At 35.2% G+C, this 17102-nt stretch carries 15 protein-coding genes and 1 riboswitch; of the genes, 5 read left to right on the top strand and 10 right to left on the bottom strand.

Features of this window, described 5'->3' with window-relative positions; translation table 11 throughout:
• Nucleotides 1-200 precede the first annotated feature (200 nt).
• Both recU and QN089_RS04805 read left to right on the top strand, forming a co-directional pair.
• Complete coding sequence (gene recU, locus QN089_RS04810; protein ID WP_068454296.1) at nucleotides 201-815, top strand: Holliday junction resolvase RecU; 615 nt, start codon at nucleotides 201-203, stop codon at nucleotides 813-815.
• A gap of 28 nt (nucleotides 816-843) precedes the next feature.
• Entirely contained in the window at nucleotides 844-3450 is a 2607-nt protein-coding gene (locus QN089_RS04805; protein ID WP_285216065.1) for a transglycosylase domain-containing protein, read from the top strand.
• 201 nt (nucleotides 3451-3651) lie between these two features.
• Here QN089_RS04805 and QN089_RS04800 read toward each other — a convergent pair whose 3' ends face one another.
• From QN089_RS04800 to QN089_RS04765, 8 genes are all read right to left on the bottom strand, one after another.
• Nucleotides 3652-3996, bottom strand: coding sequence for a YpoC family protein (locus tag QN089_RS04800; RefSeq protein ID WP_285216064.1), 345 nt, complete (start codon nucleotides 3994-3996; stop codon nucleotides 3652-3654).
• Nucleotides 3993-4652, bottom strand: a complete 660-nt coding sequence (gene nth, locus QN089_RS04795) for an endonuclease III (protein ID WP_087680074.1) — start codon at nucleotides 4650-4652, stop codon at nucleotides 3993-3995. The genes QN089_RS04800 and nth overlap by 4 nt, the downstream gene beginning before the upstream one ends.
• A 2-nt stretch (nucleotides 4653-4654) precedes the next feature.
• A complete protein-coding gene (locus QN089_RS04790; RefSeq protein ID WP_082701443.1) occupies nucleotides 4655-5377 on the bottom strand; it encodes a DnaD domain-containing protein in 723 nt (240 codons plus the stop codon).
• A 122-nt stretch (nucleotides 5378-5499) separates the two neighbouring features.
• Nucleotides 5500-5673 (bottom strand): hypothetical protein, encoded by a 174-nt coding sequence (locus QN089_RS04785; RefSeq protein WP_285216063.1) that lies wholly within the window; start codon nucleotides 5671-5673, stop codon nucleotides 5500-5502.
• A 1-nt stretch (nucleotide 5674) separates the two neighbouring features.
• Nucleotides 5675-6481 (bottom strand): hypothetical protein, encoded by an 807-nt coding sequence (locus QN089_RS04780; protein WP_285216062.1) that lies wholly within the window; start codon nucleotides 6479-6481, stop codon nucleotides 5675-5677.
• Nucleotides 6482-6678: 197 nt separating this feature from the next.
• On the bottom strand, nucleotides 6679-7557 hold the full coding sequence (rbsK, locus tag QN089_RS04775; RefSeq protein WP_285216061.1) for a ribokinase: 879 nt from the start codon (nucleotides 7555-7557) through the stop codon (nucleotides 6679-6681).
• A 2-nt stretch (nucleotides 7558-7559) separates the two neighbouring features.
• Nucleotides 7560-8528 (bottom strand): LacI family DNA-binding transcriptional regulator, encoded by a 969-nt coding sequence (locus tag QN089_RS04770; protein WP_165442680.1) that lies wholly within the window; start codon nucleotides 8526-8528, stop codon nucleotides 7560-7562.
• Between the two features lie 204 nt (nucleotides 8529-8732).
• Complete coding sequence (locus tag QN089_RS04765) at nucleotides 8733-9467, bottom strand: glucose 1-dehydrogenase (RefSeq protein WP_068454318.1); 735 nt, start codon at nucleotides 9465-9467, stop codon at nucleotides 8733-8735.
• Between the two features lie 224 nt (nucleotides 9468-9691).
• On the opposite strand from QN089_RS04765, the gene QN089_RS04760 reads away from it, so the two are divergent.
• The 3 genes from QN089_RS04760 (at nucleotide 9692) to QN089_RS04750 (ending at nucleotide 14944) form a co-directional block, all read left to right on the top strand.
• Nucleotides 9692-10273 (top strand): TetR/AcrR family transcriptional regulator, encoded by a 582-nt coding sequence (locus QN089_RS04760; RefSeq protein WP_068454321.1) that lies wholly within the window; start codon nucleotides 9692-9694, stop codon nucleotides 10271-10273.
• Between the two features lie 535 nt (nucleotides 10274-10808).
• Nucleotides 10809-10988: riboswitch (cobalamin riboswitch) on the top strand.
• A 153-nt stretch (nucleotides 10989-11141) separates the two neighbouring features.
• Nucleotides 11142-13445, top strand: coding sequence for a 5-methyltetrahydropteroyltriglutamate--homocysteine S-methyltransferase (metE, locus tag QN089_RS04755; RefSeq protein WP_285216060.1), 2304 nt, complete (start codon nucleotides 11142-11144; stop codon nucleotides 13443-13445).
• Between the two features lie 281 nt (nucleotides 13446-13726).
• Complete coding sequence (locus tag QN089_RS04750) at nucleotides 13727-14944, top strand: HAMP domain-containing protein (RefSeq protein WP_285216059.1); 1218 nt, start codon at nucleotides 13727-13729, stop codon at nucleotides 14942-14944.
• Between the two features lie 167 nt (nucleotides 14945-15111).
• Here the strand turns inward: QN089_RS04750 and QN089_RS04745 are convergent, their stop codons facing one another.
• Together QN089_RS04745 and QN089_RS04740 are read right to left on the bottom strand one after the other, a co-directional pair.
• Nucleotides 15112-15678 (bottom strand): transposase, encoded by a 567-nt coding sequence (locus QN089_RS04745; protein ID WP_285216414.1) that lies wholly within the window; start codon nucleotides 15676-15678, stop codon nucleotides 15112-15114.
• A 42-nt stretch (nucleotides 15679-15720) separates the two neighbouring features.
• Nucleotides 15721-17075, bottom strand: a protein-coding gene (locus tag QN089_RS04740; RefSeq protein WP_285216058.1) for an IS3 family transposase whose coding sequence is annotated in 2 segments (ribosomal slippage) — nucleotides 15721-16622 and nucleotides 16622-17075 — 1356 coding nt in all. Because the reading frame shifts where the segments join, the coding sequence is not laid out codon by codon here.
• Between the last annotated feature and the right edge of the window lie 27 nt (nucleotides 17076-17102).

The raw sequence follows: 17102 nt of genomic DNA, 5'->3' as shown, positions 1-17102 counted from the left end.
TCCTTCTCGCATCTTCTTTCTATTTTAACAAATTCATACGCTTTACACTACTAACGTAGGCGAACGAACATTCCTTTTTCGTTCATTTATCTCACTTTACCATTTGCAAAATATGCTTGTTATTGCTACTATCTTTGGGTAGTGTTTTAAATTTACGCATTGTGAACTTCTCAATGTTTGTAAAGAACGAGGTGAATCTTTTGGCGATTCGATATCCTAATGGCAAAAAATATGTACCTGCGACAGAAAAGAAAGCATCTTCTAAAAAACAAGTCAAAAAAGACCTAACTTTTAGTAATCGTGGGAAAACATTAGAAGATATGATTGATGAAGCAAATGCTTATTATTTAACCGTTAAAGAAGCAGTCATCCATAAGAAACCTGTTCCTATTCAAATCGTCAATGTAGAATATCCGTCGAGAAGTGCTGCTGTAATACGTGAAGCTTATTTCAGAACCCCTTCTACAACGGATTATAATGGTGTATATAAAGGTCATTATATCGATTTTGATGCGAAAGAAACAAAAAATAAAACATCTTTCCCGCTGAAAAATGTGCATCTACACCAAGTGACACATATGCGTGCAGCAACAGCTCAAGGTGGGATTTGTTTTTTACTCATTCGCTTTTCCATTTTAAATCGATCTTTTGTATTGCCATTTTCTATTTTGAACGCTGCATGGGCAGAGATGGAAAAAGGTGGGCGTAAATCGATTCCATTCGATGTTTTCGAACAAGATGCAATTGAAATAAAAGAAAGTTACAGTCCACAGCTTGATTATTTAAAGGCTGTAACAGTTTTACTTCCTTTATAATAGGAAGTGAGAAAGAGAGGAGATTTTTGTGGATAATAGACGATATAATTCACGAGAAGAACGAAAACGATTAGAAAATGAACAAAGAAAAAGTAGAGGTCGTTCATCTTCTAAAAAAGTGAAATCAGCAAAGCCTAAAAAGTCATGGCTAAAACGAATTGTATTAGCTGTTGTGGCTTTAGGTGTAATTGGATTACTACTAGGCGGGGGCTTGTTTGCTTATTATGCAGCAACAGCACCTAAATTAGATGAAGAAACATTAAAAGATCCTGTATCTTCGAAGTTCTACGATAAGAACGGAAAAGAATTCTATACAATGGGAACGGAAGAACGAGAACATGTAAAGTTTGAAGATATCCCGAAACAAATGCAAGATGCGATTCTTTCTACAGAAGATGCGCGTTTTTACGACCATCATGGTATTGACTTTTACCGTTTAGGTGGAGCTGTACTAGCCAATTTCCGCGATGGTTTTGGTTCACAAGGTGCGAGTACAATTACACAACAGGTTATTAAAAACTCATTCTTTAATAACGGAAAAACGATTAAACGTAAAGCACAAGAAGCGTATTTATCACTTCAATTAGAACGTGAGTATACAAAAGATGAAATTTTTGAAATGTACTTTAATAAAGTATTAATGAGTGGACGTATTTATGGTTTTGGTACAGCAGCTAAGTATTTCTACGGTAAAGATATTGATCAATTAACATTACCACAGATGGCTTTATTAGCTGGTATGCCACAATCACCAAATAACTATAATGCATTTAAAAATCCAGACTTAGCTGAAAAACGTCGTAATACCGTTTTAAAATTAATGTATAACAATAAAAAAATTACAAAAGATGAAATGGAAGCTGCAATGAAAGTTAGTGTAAAACAAGGGCTACTTCCAGAGAGCAAACGTATTGCGAACAATAGTTCAAAATATGATGCCTTCATCGATGTCGTATTAAAAGAATTAGCTGAAAACGGCGATGAAAAAGCGCTAGAAGATGGTATTAGTATTTATACAACACTTGATCCTGAGGCACAAAAAGTTGTTGAGAAAACAATTAACAATGATGCAAACTTCCCAACAAAAGATATTCAAACAGGGATTTCGGTTGTTGATACGGAAACAGGAGCTATCGCTGCAGTTGGCGGTTCTCGTGATTACGGTCCAGAACGTGGCTTCAACTATGCACAAGCTCTGAAAACACGTCAACCTGGTTCAACAATGAAACCAATCATGGATTACGGTCCAGCGATTGAATATTTAAAATGGAGTACAGGCCATACACTTGTCGATGAACCAATGAACTACTCTGGAACATCACAAGCAATCAACAACTACGATAACCAGTTTAAAGGTGCATTAACGATGCGTGAAGCACTATACAACTCACGGAATATCCCAGCGATTAAAGCCTTTAAAGAAGTGGGTACTTCTAAAGTAAAAGAATTCATTAGTGGTTTTGGCTTAAAACCTGATGATTTATATGAATCTGATGCAATCGGTGGTGGTTCAGTAAACCTTTCACCAATCGATATGTCAGCAATCTATGCTTCATTTGGAAATAACGGAATTTACACAAAAGCCTATTCAATTAAAAAAATTGTTTACCGCGATGGTAACACAGCGAAAACATATACACCTGAACCACAAGCTGCAATGAGTGACTATACAGCTTATATGCTAACAGATATGATGCGTGACGTTGTAAGTTCAAAATCTGGTGCATCTGGTGGTGCTGCAGCTGTACCGGGACTAGATATCGCGGGTAAAACAGGGACAACTAACTACACAAGTGAACAGTTACAAGAATACGGATTACCAAGTAATGCTGTACCAGATTCATGGTTCTCTGGCTACACAACGCGCTACTCGATGTCTGTATGGACAGGCTATTCTAGTCGTAAACAAGGGATTGTATCCCCTCAAGAACGACAACTAGCTCAAAATTTATTCCGTATCATTATGAGCCAAATTTCTGCAGGTAAAAATACACCGAACTTTAAACAACCAAGCTCTGTGATCTCTTCAGGTTCTGAGTTATATGTTCGTGGCACACAAGCACCTGTGGAAAAAGAAGAAGAAAAAGATGAGAAAGTTTCTGCTCCAACAGGTTTAAGTGCAACGTATGATGCAGATTCAAAAACGGTATCTTTATCTTGGAATAAAAGTGATACAGATGGTGCTAAATATCGTGTGTCTGTAGATGGCAAAACCATTACAACAACAGGCGATACAAAAGCTTCTTATCGTGTTCCTGGAGGCGCTACTTCTCTAACCTTTAGTGTTGTAGCAGTTGTGGATGGCAAAGAAAGTGCTAGTGCTTCTGCTACTGTAAAAATTGCTGAAGAGCCTGAAGAACCAGCAGTAGATGAGCCAGATCAACCTGAAACAGACCAACCTGGTGAAACACCTGAAACCGATCAGCCTGAAACAAATCAACCTGGTGATAACCAAGGTGACAATGAGAATGACAATAATAACGGGAATAATAATGGAAACAATGGGAATAACAGCAATGGAAATCAGAATGATAACAATAACGGAAATACAACTAAACCTGAAAAACCTACTGAACCTGACCAACCCGAAACAGATGAACCAGCCACTGAAAATGATCAAGGTAACGGAAATTAATATCTAAACAAAAAAGGATGAGACATATGTGTAAAAACACCGTCTCATATGAGCATAATAAAAACCGGAATTGCGCTGTGGCGCGGTTCCGGTTTTTCGTTGCGAACGCTAAAAAAGAAAATGAAATGTTTTGTCTCATTCTCTTTTTGTATATACAAAAACTTCGACAAATTATGATTTGTCGAAGTTTTAATCGCTCATCTATTTCTTTAAGCGTAAACGTGCACAGCGCTTTTTCGTTTCCTGAAATAATTCATCTAATTGACGATAACATGCGTATTGTCCAGGTCTCCTTTTAATAAAAGCTAATCGCTCTCCTGCATTAATTGGCAAAATTTCATATTCTTCTTTTTCATCAAAATGTGTTTGATTCGAAGCTTGTAAAATGAACATTTCATATAGGTTAATGCCTTGTTCCATATAATCTCCTGCTGAGTGATCACGTCGATCATGTGCCTCATGAATCTTTTCGGCTAGTGACTTCCATTCATTGAACCATGCATCCACTTGTTCTTTTTGAATTTTTTCTTGATTGCATTGAATCATTGTTCCACTAACCCCTTTTTAAAACGTTTTTGACCTTCTCGACACACATCAAATAATGGACATGCATGACAACCTGGACGTTGCGATTTACAATGATAACGTCCAAAGAATATAAGTTGATGATGCGCTTTATTCCAACGTTCAATCGGTGTTTTTTTCATAATCGTTTCTTCGACTTGTAACACACTATCTTTCCAACGACATAAACCAAGTCGTTTGGTTACACGCTCTACATGTGTATCTACAGCCATTGCTGGAACTCCAAACGCAACAGACAATACAACATTCGCTGTTTTTCGTCCAACACCTGGCAATGTCACCAGTTCTTCTCTCTGATCTGGAATTTCTCCATTATATACCTCTAGTAATCGCTGACATAACTTTTGAATATTTTTAGCTTTTGCACGATATAAACCAATAGAACGAATATCTTGTTCTAGTTCTTCTAGAGGCACAGCTAAATAATCTTCTGGTTTTTTATATTTTTGAAATAATGTTTTCGTCACTTTATTCACTAAAACATCCGTACATTGTGCAGATAATAACGTCGCAATTGTTAATTCAAATGGATTATCATGCACTAATTCACAATGTGCATCTGGATACATGTCGTCCATTTTATCCAAACATTCAAGCCATTGTTTTTTTGTTAACATCGCTATTCTCTCTCCTCTAACCAATTATAAAACGGCGCTTTTTTCACGACTGGCTGTACATCTTCATCGATTCTAGTCGGTGTTTTAATTGTATGTTCACGATACTCTTTTGCGTGTCGCAAAGCCGCTTTCGTCGTTGTAATATTTTTCTTTTTCCATTCAAAAAGAATACGATCCATATATTTCAAACTTACTTTATCACTTAGTACGGCTTCTTTTAAAGCTTGACGAATTAAATCAGGTGTATGTCCATCTTGATCAATCCACATCGAAATCGTTTCAATCTCAATCGGTGATAATAGACGACCTAGCTCCTGCTCAAACATTTGGAATAACTGCCCTTCCTCCATTTGTTCCTGACTCACTTCGATTTGCTGTTGCGTATTTTGTTCGCAATCTAATAGACGCATCCAAAGTGGAAATAAATTTATTTTTTCATATAAAATATGATCCTGGTTTGTCTTTTGTTCGATTTGAATCAAACCTTTTTGTAAAAGCCCTTGTAGACAAAACATAATTTGTTGTTCTTTTACATTCATTCGTTGTGCTAAATCAGTATGTGACGGGAAATCAACACCTTGCTCTATAAAGGAATGAAGTTGTAGTAACAACAATGCTTCTTCATCTGTTAATGAAAGATTTTTATAATGCTTAAAAAATAACTGTGGTACAGCAACTTGCCCACTTTCAACCCACGCTTGGAGCCTCATTTGTTCATTTTGCATTTGATTATTGACTCCTCTCTTTTTCAAAAGTTTCAACGTACATTATAACACTGAAGTAAAAGGCATGAACATGAAATTGCATGGTTTGTGTTTTTTTCGTATTAATAAGCTCAAACGATAAATCATCTCAAATTATTTTTTTGAGCATAATCATGTCGATTTGCGTCAATTGTAATATTACATTGTATATCATAATGTGTTTCGCGTTCTTCTTTTGGAATTACAGCTAGAACACTTTGTGACCACAGAAAAAAACTACACCCGAATAATACGAGTGTAGTTAGTAGTTTATTCATTTTAAGCCCCCAATTCATAAAGAGTATCTTTTCCTTTTTTGTCTAAATATTTTTTATATAACTTTGAACTGATTAACTTACCACTTGAATATTTATCTTTATAAATATACGTATATTTACTTGGTGTTCCTTTACTAATTAACTTTTTTGTACCAATAGGTAATTCGCCAGATTCAATATAATCAATTTTTGGCTTTACTGTTTTTTCAACAATGCGATTAGCTGTAAAACTGCTGATTAAATACTTACGTGGCATCCAACCGTATGATTTTGTGGAGTAAGAGTAAACATAAGCCCATGAACCACTTACTTTCTTCACCTTCACAACACTTTTATCTTGATAAACCTTTTTCAATTTCTTACTTGAAACTGCTGGTTTAGAGCGCAAACTTTGCGTATAAACTACATGCATTTTCTTGCCTGTGATCTTAGCAGCTGAATCCGTAATGTATGCGGTTAAGATAAAACCATCTACTTTTTTCCCGTTAATTTTTAAACCCAAAGATGGTAAGTACGTTTTTTCACCTGAATACTTAACAAAATTATTATAAATTGCTACAACATTTCCATAATGTTCATATTTATCTTTATAATAATATCCCTTTACAGCACCTTGTTTCCCTTGAACACAAGCCTCACCTTTACCAAGAGCATATTTAAATGTTTTGCCTTTTTTATAATTCACGCCCCATTTAGCATATGTTGTATCGTTTGTTTGCTTATCAATGACTAACGTACACTTATATTTTGCGTTATGTGCTGAATCATCATTTAATTCTGCACTTGCTGTTGTAGCGAAGGCTGACAACGTTAATACTCCTAACATTAAAGATGGGACAATTTTCTTACTTAGACAAACTTTTTTGGATTCCATTTATAATCACCTCTGACAATTATTATATAACAAAAGATTCAACAAAATATTATAACTTTATTATCATAAGAATATAGATTTTATTTTTTAATATAAAAAAGTGACGAGGTTTAATCCTCATCACTTCTCATCTATCTTGCTTCTTTTAAGCGGGCTTGCACTGCTTCCACCTTTGGCATACCGCCTTGTGCGCCAAACTTTTCAACAGATAAAGAAGCAGCGATATTCGCAAATTTAACCGCTTCTGTGATTCCTACACCTGTAGTTAGAGCATAAGCAAAAGCACCATTAAATGTATCCCCCGCACCTGTTGTATCCTTTGGTACTGTTTTAAAACCTTTCACAATCACATGTTTTTCACCATCATAGTAACGTGCACCATCCGCTCCTAGTGTCACAATTAGACGATTTGGATAACGTTCAAGCGCATTTTCTACATCGTCTTTAAAAATATCTGCACATTCTGTTTCATTTGGCGTGAAGTATGCGACACGGTCCATCCACTCTTCTTTAAAATTCTCTGCTGGCGCTGGATTTAACAGTACTTTTACACCTAATTCTTGGCACACATCAAGTGCGTATTCTACCGTTTCTTGTGGTATTTCTAATTGCATAATGACTAGCTCACTCTTGGCAATTTGCTCACGCGCTGCATCAATTGACTCCTTTGTAACATCGTGATTTGCACCAGGTACTACAATAATTCGATTATCTTGTTCGAATAAAATAATATTGGCAATTCCTGTAGCAGTGGATGTCGTCTCTACAAACTGATCTTGTACGCTTTCTACTTTTAATAAGTTTCGTAACACTTGTCCAAATGCATCATTACCTAGTGCACCTACCATATGTACATGCGCACCTAATCGAGCCGCTGCAACCGCTTGATTTGCTCCTTTACCTCCTGGAACAGTGTGAAAACTCTCCCCTAAAACGGTTTCTCCTTGTTTCGGAAATAGATTTGTTTCTACAACAATATCCATATTAATACTACCAATGACTGTTATCATATTTATTCTCCTTTAGTTGAATTTCTTTTTATTAAAATAGGTGCTACAAGTTGGTGACGTTCTAGAATATCTTCATTTTGCATTTGCTTCCATAAACAGCGAACAGCTCTTTGTCCAATTTGCGTAATTTGTTGTGCAACCGTTGTAATCGTAGGTGTCGTCCATTCTGTCATGCGAATACCATCATAACCAATCAACTGAATATCTTCTGGAATACGTAAATTCATTTGTTGAATCGCTTTTAACGTGCCAATTGCCATCGCATCGCTACTTGCAAAGATTGCTTCATATGTTCGATTTTGTAGTTTTTCAAGCACCAAAATTTTTGTCGCTTCCACTTCATATGCACTAATTACTTCTTCAATTTGTAATGTTTGTGCGCAAGAATAAAAGCCTGCTATTCGTTCATTTGCAACATCCTCTTCACTCGATGCTCGAATACATAGTACATTCTCTACGCCACAAGCCATCAAGTGTTGGCAAGCTATTTGACCTCCGAGGAAGTGATCCGTTTTGATTGTCGGAATCTTCTCTGATAAAACGCGGTCTACAGCGACCATGGGAATTTGCAACTTTTCATAGTAACTCGCTTCTATTTGCTTTGTCGCAATAAATAATCCTGCAATATACTGCTGTTGCAATTGTTCAATGATTTGTTTTTCTTTTTCATGTTCATTTCCAATATTACAAAGAATCATTGTAAAGCCGTATTGATAGGCTTGTTCTTCAATTTCTTTTGCTAACTCTGTAAAAAAAGGATTCGTAATATCTGGCACAAGCAAAGCCACCATTTGGCTTTTCTTCGTCGCAAGTGAACGTGCCATTTCATTAGGTCGATAACGCAGTAATTCGATTGCTGCGTGAATCGACTTTTTTGCCTCTTCACTCACATACCCGTTTTTATTTAGATAACGTGAAACAGTAGATGAAGATACACCCGCTTCCTTTGCTACATCTCGAATTGTCGGCATCTTTTCATCTCCTCTGAAACTCATATGGTACCGGTTCCACATAAATATAACGACTTCTTATCCTCATGTCAAACACCTATTTTTATATAAAAAGAAGGACTACGCCAATGCGCAATCCTTCCTTTTAAAGATTCTCTACCTGCTAATACCCCAAGATACAATAGGAGAAAATCAATAGAAGCTATAAATGTTTGGTAAAACGAATTAACGTGCTGACATACCGCCATCAACGATGAATTCTGAACCAGTTGAGTAGCTTGATTCTTCAGAAGCTAAGTAAAGAACTAAGTTAGAAACTTCTTCTGGCTCAGCTACGCGACCCATAGGAATCATTTTAGAGAATGCTTCAACTGCTGCTTTAGTATCTTCTTGAACAACCATTGGTGTAGCAATTACACCTGGGTGTACAGAGTTTACGCGGATGTTTTTAGGAGCTAACTCAAGAGCTGCTGCTTTTGTAATACCACGTACAGCAAATTTAGTATCAGTGTAACCTACAGCGCCACCAACTAAACCGTTAAGTGAAGAAATGTTTACGATTGTACCTTGACCAGCTTTTTCCATTGAAGAAACAACTGATTTGATACCTAAGAATACAGAAACTTGGTTGATTTCAACGATTTTACGGTAATCTTCTACTGAAGTATCAGTGATTGATTTAGCCATAGTGATACCAGCATTGTTTACTAGTACGTTTACTGGACCGAATGCTTCTTCAGCTTTCGCTACAACGTTTTTCCAATCTTCTTCGTTTGCAACGTTTTGTTTTACGAAAATAGCGTTTTCGCCAAGTTCTGCAGCAAATGCGTTACCTTTTTCTTCATTTAAGTCCGTAAGAACGACTTTAGCGCCCTCTTCGATGAATTTTTTTGCGTGTGCAGCTCCCATACCTTGAGCTGAACCTGTAATAATTGCTACTTTACCTTCTAAACGAGCCATTATAAAACTCCTCCTTAAAATCTTTCAGAAATAAACTACACTTGTAAATTAACAAACTTTCATGCATACTGTCAATAGAAAAGCGCTAAATATTTTAATAATAAACTATTTAATTTTAAATTAATTATAACACAACTTGTTCACACATAGCTTAATTTAGGTAATTATAAACTTTCTGTTAAATGGAAATAATGGCATAATGACATTATGAAAGGAATGATTTGATGTCTTCTTCACAAGATCGTAGAATTTTACGCACACAGAAAAAATTAAAAGCTGCACTCATCCATCTTTTAAAAGAAGGACATGATTTACGTTCACTTTCAGTAACGGAAGTTGCACAGCAAGCTACATGTAATCGTGTTACATTCTACTCTCACTATAAAGATTTAGATGACCTTCTTTGCACAATCTTTGATGATTATCTTACAGAACTACTAACCTACTTTAGAGAGAGTTACCAAGCACTGGGGAAAATTTCATCTACAGATGAGCGACTCCACTTAGCTATTTTTGAATATATTTATCAAAATCAATTCATTTTCTCTCTCATTATTAAAGGAGAGATGCTGCCTGGTTCTCAAAATCGTTTTTGTGACAGCCTCGTACAACTAACCGGTAAAGAGATTGCACTAAAAGATGACTTACCGATTGAGGTACCTGCTCTTAGTTACTACTCAACATATGCAAGTCTTGGCTTTTTTATTTATTGGATGAATCAAGATTTCAAAGAGAAACCGGAAGTCATGGCAAAAAAACTAACCTATTTGCAAAGCAAGGTGTTTCAAGAAGCTGAAGTCTTATAAAAGTATGATTGAACTACATCTCCAATTTTTAGATATGTCTAAAAATTGGGATGTAGTTTTTAAATGACTAAATATTCATCAGAAGAAAAGAGGATGAGAAAAAACATTTCATTTTTCTCTTTTAGAGTTCGCAACGAAAAACCGGAACCTCGCCATAGCGCGATTCCGATTTTTCATGCTCATATAAGATGATATTTTCACAGTTATATCCATCCTCTTCAAACTGAAGTACTACCTGAAAACCGTACAGAATTCTTCTTTTTCTCCGTTACATTAAGTCAGTAGCATGTGGATATAAATTCAAACTTCTAATCACTACTTTCCTATAAAATTTTCAGCTCAAGCTATTTTTGCTGAAGGTGGTTTTCTACACGTTCCTATTGGTTCACTTCTTCGTGTTTAAAATACATTACTTTTTTATTTCCTAACTTCTTTCTAATAATTAAATCTCTCAGATGAAATAGTTGTATATTTTTCTGAATATTTCTCTTTTTCTTTTTATTCTAATAGTTTTATGTTATAGTAATCTCTAATTACATAACGTGTAAGAAATGGTACTTATGAAAATAAGTTTAAATGGGAAGAGCGATGTAAATTCGCCACTGTCCCGCAACTGTAATTGGGAGTTTTTCAAACAACGCCACTGTTCTTTAATGGGAAGGCTTGAAAAATGTTGAGCATAAGTCAGGAGACCAGCCATCTTCTAGTACACACCAAATACCTACGTGGAGATAGGTGGTGTTCTGTGCGCATAGACGGGGAAATTATTCCTCTTTTTCAGTATGCATAGATAACGCTTCAGACTATTTCCTTTAAGAAATAGTCTTTTTATTTTGGTTTATGTAAATTCAAAAGGAGGTTTTTTATAATGACAACTGTATCAAGTACAACGATTGGATATCCATATATTGGTGAAAACCGCGAATGGAAAAGAACAGTAGAACAATTTTGGAATCAACAACTTTCAGAAAGTCAATTTGAAAAAGAATTAAAAAATCAACGCATAGCAAATTTACTAAAACAACAAGATAAAGGAATTGAACAAATAACAGTCGGTGACTTTACTTATTATGATCGTATGTTAGATTTAGCTTTTATGTTCCGTCTAATTCCCGAGAGATATCATACATTAGAATCAGAACCTTCATTGAAAACATATTATGCGATGGCACGTGGCTCAGACACAACAATTGCGTGCGAAATGACGAAATGGTTTAATACGAACTATCATTACATCGTTCCAGAATACGAACAACAAAAACTATCATTAGGACACAACTACTTACTTGATTTATTCAATGAAGCAAAATCTGTATTATCAACAACTCCAAAACCAACATTTATTGGTCCATACTCTTTTATTCAGCTAACAAAAGGCTATTGTGAAAAAACAGTCGCATCTTTTATTTTGCAACTATTACCACTTTACGAACAAGTAATTCAACAACTTGTAGATGCAGGAGCTGAATGGATTCAACTTGAAGAACCAATGTTCACGCAAGAGTTAGACGAAGAACAACTACAATTAATTGATGTGATCTATCAACAATTAGCTGATCATGTACCAGGTGCGAATTTAATGATTTCCACTTATTTTGAAGCAATTCCACAATACGAAAGAATTGTACAACTACCTGTAGCAGGTATTGGATTGGATTTTGTTCATGGATACAAAGATAATTTACAAGCAATCAAGCAATACAGTTTCCCAGGAAATAAAGTATTAGCTGCTGGTATTATTAATGGTCGTGATATTTGGGTCAGCCCTTTAAAAGAGGTCACACAAAAAGTTGAAGCTATCTTACAATTAGTTTCGCCAAAAGCATTGTGGCTACAACCTTCTTGTAATTTGCAACATTCACCTGTCACAACCGCTGCTGAAAAAGCATTGCCAACTGTCTTATATAATGCACTTGCATTTGCAGATGAAAAATTAGATGAATTGCGTCATATCACTTATTATATTCGTAATCAATCTTTTGAAACCCCATCTATAATAAAAGAAAATTTAATGGTTATTGAAAAACTTGCTACCGATGTATCTCGGAATAACTCGACTGTTGCACAAGAAATCAAACAACTTAACAAGAAAGATTTTAATCGTTCACAGCTTTTCGAAGAACGTATTATTACACAAAAAAACAGATTACACTTACCTGATTTTCCAACAACAACTATTGGAAGCTTTCCACAATCAGAAAAAATCAAAAAAATACGTTCGCAATGGCGTAAAAAAGAAATTTCAACAGAGCTTTATGAAACTCAATTACGTGCAGAAACAAATCGCTGGATTAAAATTCAAGAAGATTTAGATTTAGATGTATTAGTTCATGGTGAATTTGAACGAACAGATATGGTGGAATATTTCGGAGAAAAACTAGCTGGTTTTGCATTTACTAAAAAAGCTTGGGTTGTATCTTACGGTTCACGTTGTGTAAAACCCCCTATTATTTATGGCGATATTGAATGGCTTGAACCGATGACTGTTAAAGAAACAACAGATGCTCAAGAACAAACAGATCGTTTAGTCAAAGGAATGTTAACAGGACCGGTCACCATTTTAAATTGGTCATTTGTACGTGATGACATCGAACGTAGTAAAGTCGCTATCCAAATTGCACTTGCACTTAAAAAAGAGATTCTTGCACTCGAAAAAAGTGGTATCCAAATCATTCAAGTCGATGAACCTGCCTTACGAGAAGGTTTACCATTACGACAGTCGCGTCAACAAGATTACCTAGATTGGTCAATTAATGCATTTAAATTAGCTACAGCTGCCGTTCAACCAAGTACGCAAATTCATACACACATGTGCTATTGTGAATTTAATGATTTTATTGAACCGATTGTTGCACTAGATGCAGATGTTATTTCACTAGAAACTTCACGTAGTCACGGTGAATTAATTCACTCATTGCAACATACACCTTATCCATATGGTATTGGTTTAGGTGTATATGATATTCATAGTCCACGGGTACCGAGTATAGAAGAAATGTATACGATTTTAGAAGATAGTTTGAATATCATTCCAAAAGAAAGATTTTGGATTAATCCAGACTGCGGACTTAAAACACGTCGCGAAAAAGAAACCGTTGACGCACTAAAAAATATGGTAAGTGCTGCAAAGCAATTAAGAAGCCAGATTAAAAAACAACCTATTTCATTTTAACTCACCTCAATTTTTTAATATAAAATAATTTAAAACTAAAGAACCCTTAGAATGATTGAATTATGTATTATTCTAAGGGTTTTTACTTTTTATGCTTATAAATCTTTTGTATGCATCAAATTCTATCAATTTCGTAAAGTAATATGTACCATGCTAATCATTTTATTTGTACACTTTTTGTTTTATTTTAATTAGTGAAAATTGAACCGAAAGTATTAACTTCTTTAGTATAAAGTGGTATGGTTATGTATATTATTATTCCACGAGACAAGGGAGATTCAATGAAATATTTGTCATTAAAATCTAAAAGTATTTTATTTGCATCGATTATTACGATTTTAGTCTCTTTAATCATTACTTCCATTAACTACTACATGAATATGAATGCAACAGTGAGTCGTCTCTCTACAGATTCAGAACGTACGATGAAAGCATGGTCAAAAGAAGTATTAACATCGGATGTCGAAAAGCTTGTTGCAACACAAGATGAAGAACTACAAAAAAAAATGATTGCAAAATTTGATAAATTAGCCAATTACCAACCGCAAGTTGCTCAAGGCTATTTATTTGGTGTCGAGTTGCGTAATGGGAGTCAAACAAGTGTCATCTCAGGCCCAACATTCCTCATGGAAGCCTTTGAAAAATCAGACTTATTAATTGGTGACTTTTATACACAACCACAAGTCATTGCCGATGCCATTGCTGAGATGAAAATAACGAAAAAACAAACATACTCTAAAATTTATACCGATCGTTTTGGTACATGGATTACGGTCTTAAAGCCTTTATTTAATAAAGATGGTGAAATGTTCGCCTATTACGGAATAGACTTTGATGCTAATGCATATCTTTTAGGCGAATATAATAAAATTAAAACAACGATTATTATTTTAGTTGTTCTTTTACTTGTTGTTTGTTTAATACAGCTTATCTTTATGAATCGACTATTTAGACCGATTACGATTATGCAAAAGAAAATCGCTCGTTTGAACAAAGGGGATTATTCTGTTCGTTTAAAGGAAAGTGAAGATGAATTGGGCAAGTTATCCAAACAGCTAAACATCTTATTAACACAACTCGACGAACAACAGAAAAAACCTGTAAATTTATATGGTATGGAGCCAACAAACCTTGGTCAACTATCAAAACAATCTATGTTATTATCTATGGATATTCATTCTTTCTTAGAAAACGAAAAAGATTTAAACCCATATATTAGACGAGTACTATTAAAAGAAGAACAACATCAAAAAATCGCTAAATTAGCTAATCCATATATGATTTTATCACTCTCTACATGGTTAAATAGCATGAATTTAAGAGGACGGATGAATACTACAGAAAAAGAAATTCTATCCGAATTGATTCATATAGAAAAACCTAACCAAGATATTCTATACAAGGGTATTATTGCAATTATTCATAACCCAGTACTCTCTCAAAAAATTTATACAGCGATTTATAAAAACTTTTTTGAAATATCTAATCAACTATCTTAAAATATTAATTTTTCACTTACAGAACTTTGACTCATTAATTAGAGGAAAGTTCTTTTTTTGTGTTTTTTTAACTAAAAAATCATTTTATTGGCTCTTTGTCAAATGACGTTGGTGAGATTATTTAATAGAATAAAAGAGTCGGTTTTTTCGAGCGAGTTGTGTTTCATTTATGAAACGCAACTCGCTCTTTTCAATTTGAAATGAATGAAGATTCGCTGACGGTAGTTCGTGAAATTACGATACCCATAGGCAACACGATTTAAGACTTTGATTTTATTGTGGATGCCTTCAATTCTTCCGTTATTGAATGGATACATAAAACTATTTTCAATGGAACTTAAGTGATGCTTTAATGTGCGCATACTTCTTCTAAAATCGAGTGAAATTTCTTCGTGTAAAGGCTGTTTTAAGAGCGTTTGTAAGACGTTTATATCTTTGTCTTTCATGGCATTTAATAGGGATTGATACAGTGTATAATTGACTTGTAAACGTTCATCATAGTTCAATAATGTATCGACAACGGTCCTATCCGTCGTTTGCCCAAATAACCCAAACGGTTTATAAAGGGTATAGGTCAGGTCTTTTTCGTTTTTTAAAAGTAGTTTCCAATATCTTTTCAGCCGACGATATTTCTTCTGATCTTCGTTGTGCCCACGTCTAAAACCATTCATGACTTGGATTCGCAGTTGATTCATCGAACGACTGATCAATTGAACGAGATGGAATCGGTCGATGATGATCTTTGAAGTGACCCCTAAAAGTTAGACACGGTTATTTTAGGCAGCTTGGGTAAATTGAGTTCGGTATTGCACTGGACTCATCTTTAATTTTGCCTTCATGCGTTTCGTGTTGTAATAATTTATATATTTTTCAAGTTCCAATTTAAACTGCTCTACACTTTCAAATTCTTTTAGGTAAAGGAATTCGGACTTCATAATCCCAAAGAAATTCTCCATCACTGAATTATCGTAACAGTTACCCTTTCGAGACATACTTTGCACAATCCCTCTCGATTGAAGCGTGTGGCGATATTGTTTCATTTGATAATGCCATCCTTGATCCGAATGCATTAATAGCTGGTGGTCTTCTGGTAAACGTTCTAAAGCCTTATCTAACATGTCTGAAACAAGTGAAAAGGTTGGTCTAGAGCCAATCGTGTACGTGATGATTTCTCCGTTAAATAGGTCTAAAACAGGCGATAAATAAAGCTTTTCGCCAAATAATTTAAACTCTGTAATATCCGTTACCCACTTCTCATTTGGAGCTTCTGCTGTAAATTGGCGGTCTAAAATATTTGGGGCAATTTCGCCCACTGTGCCTTTATATGATTTATATTTTTTCATGCGGACAATACACTTTAAGCCAAGCTCTTTCATGATGCGCTGAACCTTTTTATGATTCACTTTTTGCCCACGATTCGCCAGCTCATCACGAATGCGACGGTAACCGTAACGACCTTCATGTTCATCGTAAATGGCTTGAATGTCAGCTTTTAAATCAGCGTCTGGGTCTGGTTGATCCATCTTCTTCACGATAGCGTAGTACGTACTGCGTTTGATTTTGGCGAATGCCACAAGCGCCTTCACCGAGTATTTATGCCTTAATTCATAGATGACCTTTACTTTGTCTTCTTTGGTGATTTTTCCTTGGCTTGAACTAAGGCATTCAACTTTTTTAAATACTCGTTTTCCATTTCAAGCTGCTGAATACGCGCTTGAAGAGCTTTAGTAGAGCCTTCTGCTAGTACGTTTTTAGGTTGTTTAGTCGATTCTTTTTTCATGGATTGACGCCCCTTTTTCTTTGGCTGAAGGGCATCCTCTCCTAAAGTTTCGAATTGTTTTTTCCAATTCTGTATCGATGAAGCACCTGCAATATTAAAGATCGCAGCTGTTTCATTAAAGGACGTACCATTTTCAGTCATATAGTTAAGTACGTCTAGTTTAAACGCTTTTGTATAGTTTGTATATCGTCTGACAAAAACCTCTACACCATTGTGCTGATATTGTTTCACTAAGCCTAATAAATAACGATGTGAAATACCAAAATCCGCAGCGACCGTTCTAGAGCTTTCCTTGCCATTTAGATAGCGTTCAACCGCTGCTAATTTATCTTCAGGGCTCATTTTTCCCATAGAAAAACCGCACCTCCTTGTTAGTAT

The organism is Kurthia sp. YJT4 (assembly GCF_030219945.1).
GTDB lineage: Bacteria > Bacillota > Bacilli > Bacillales_A > Planococcaceae > Kurthia > Kurthia gibsonii.
This window is presented reverse-complemented; position numbering and strand designations above follow the sequence as displayed.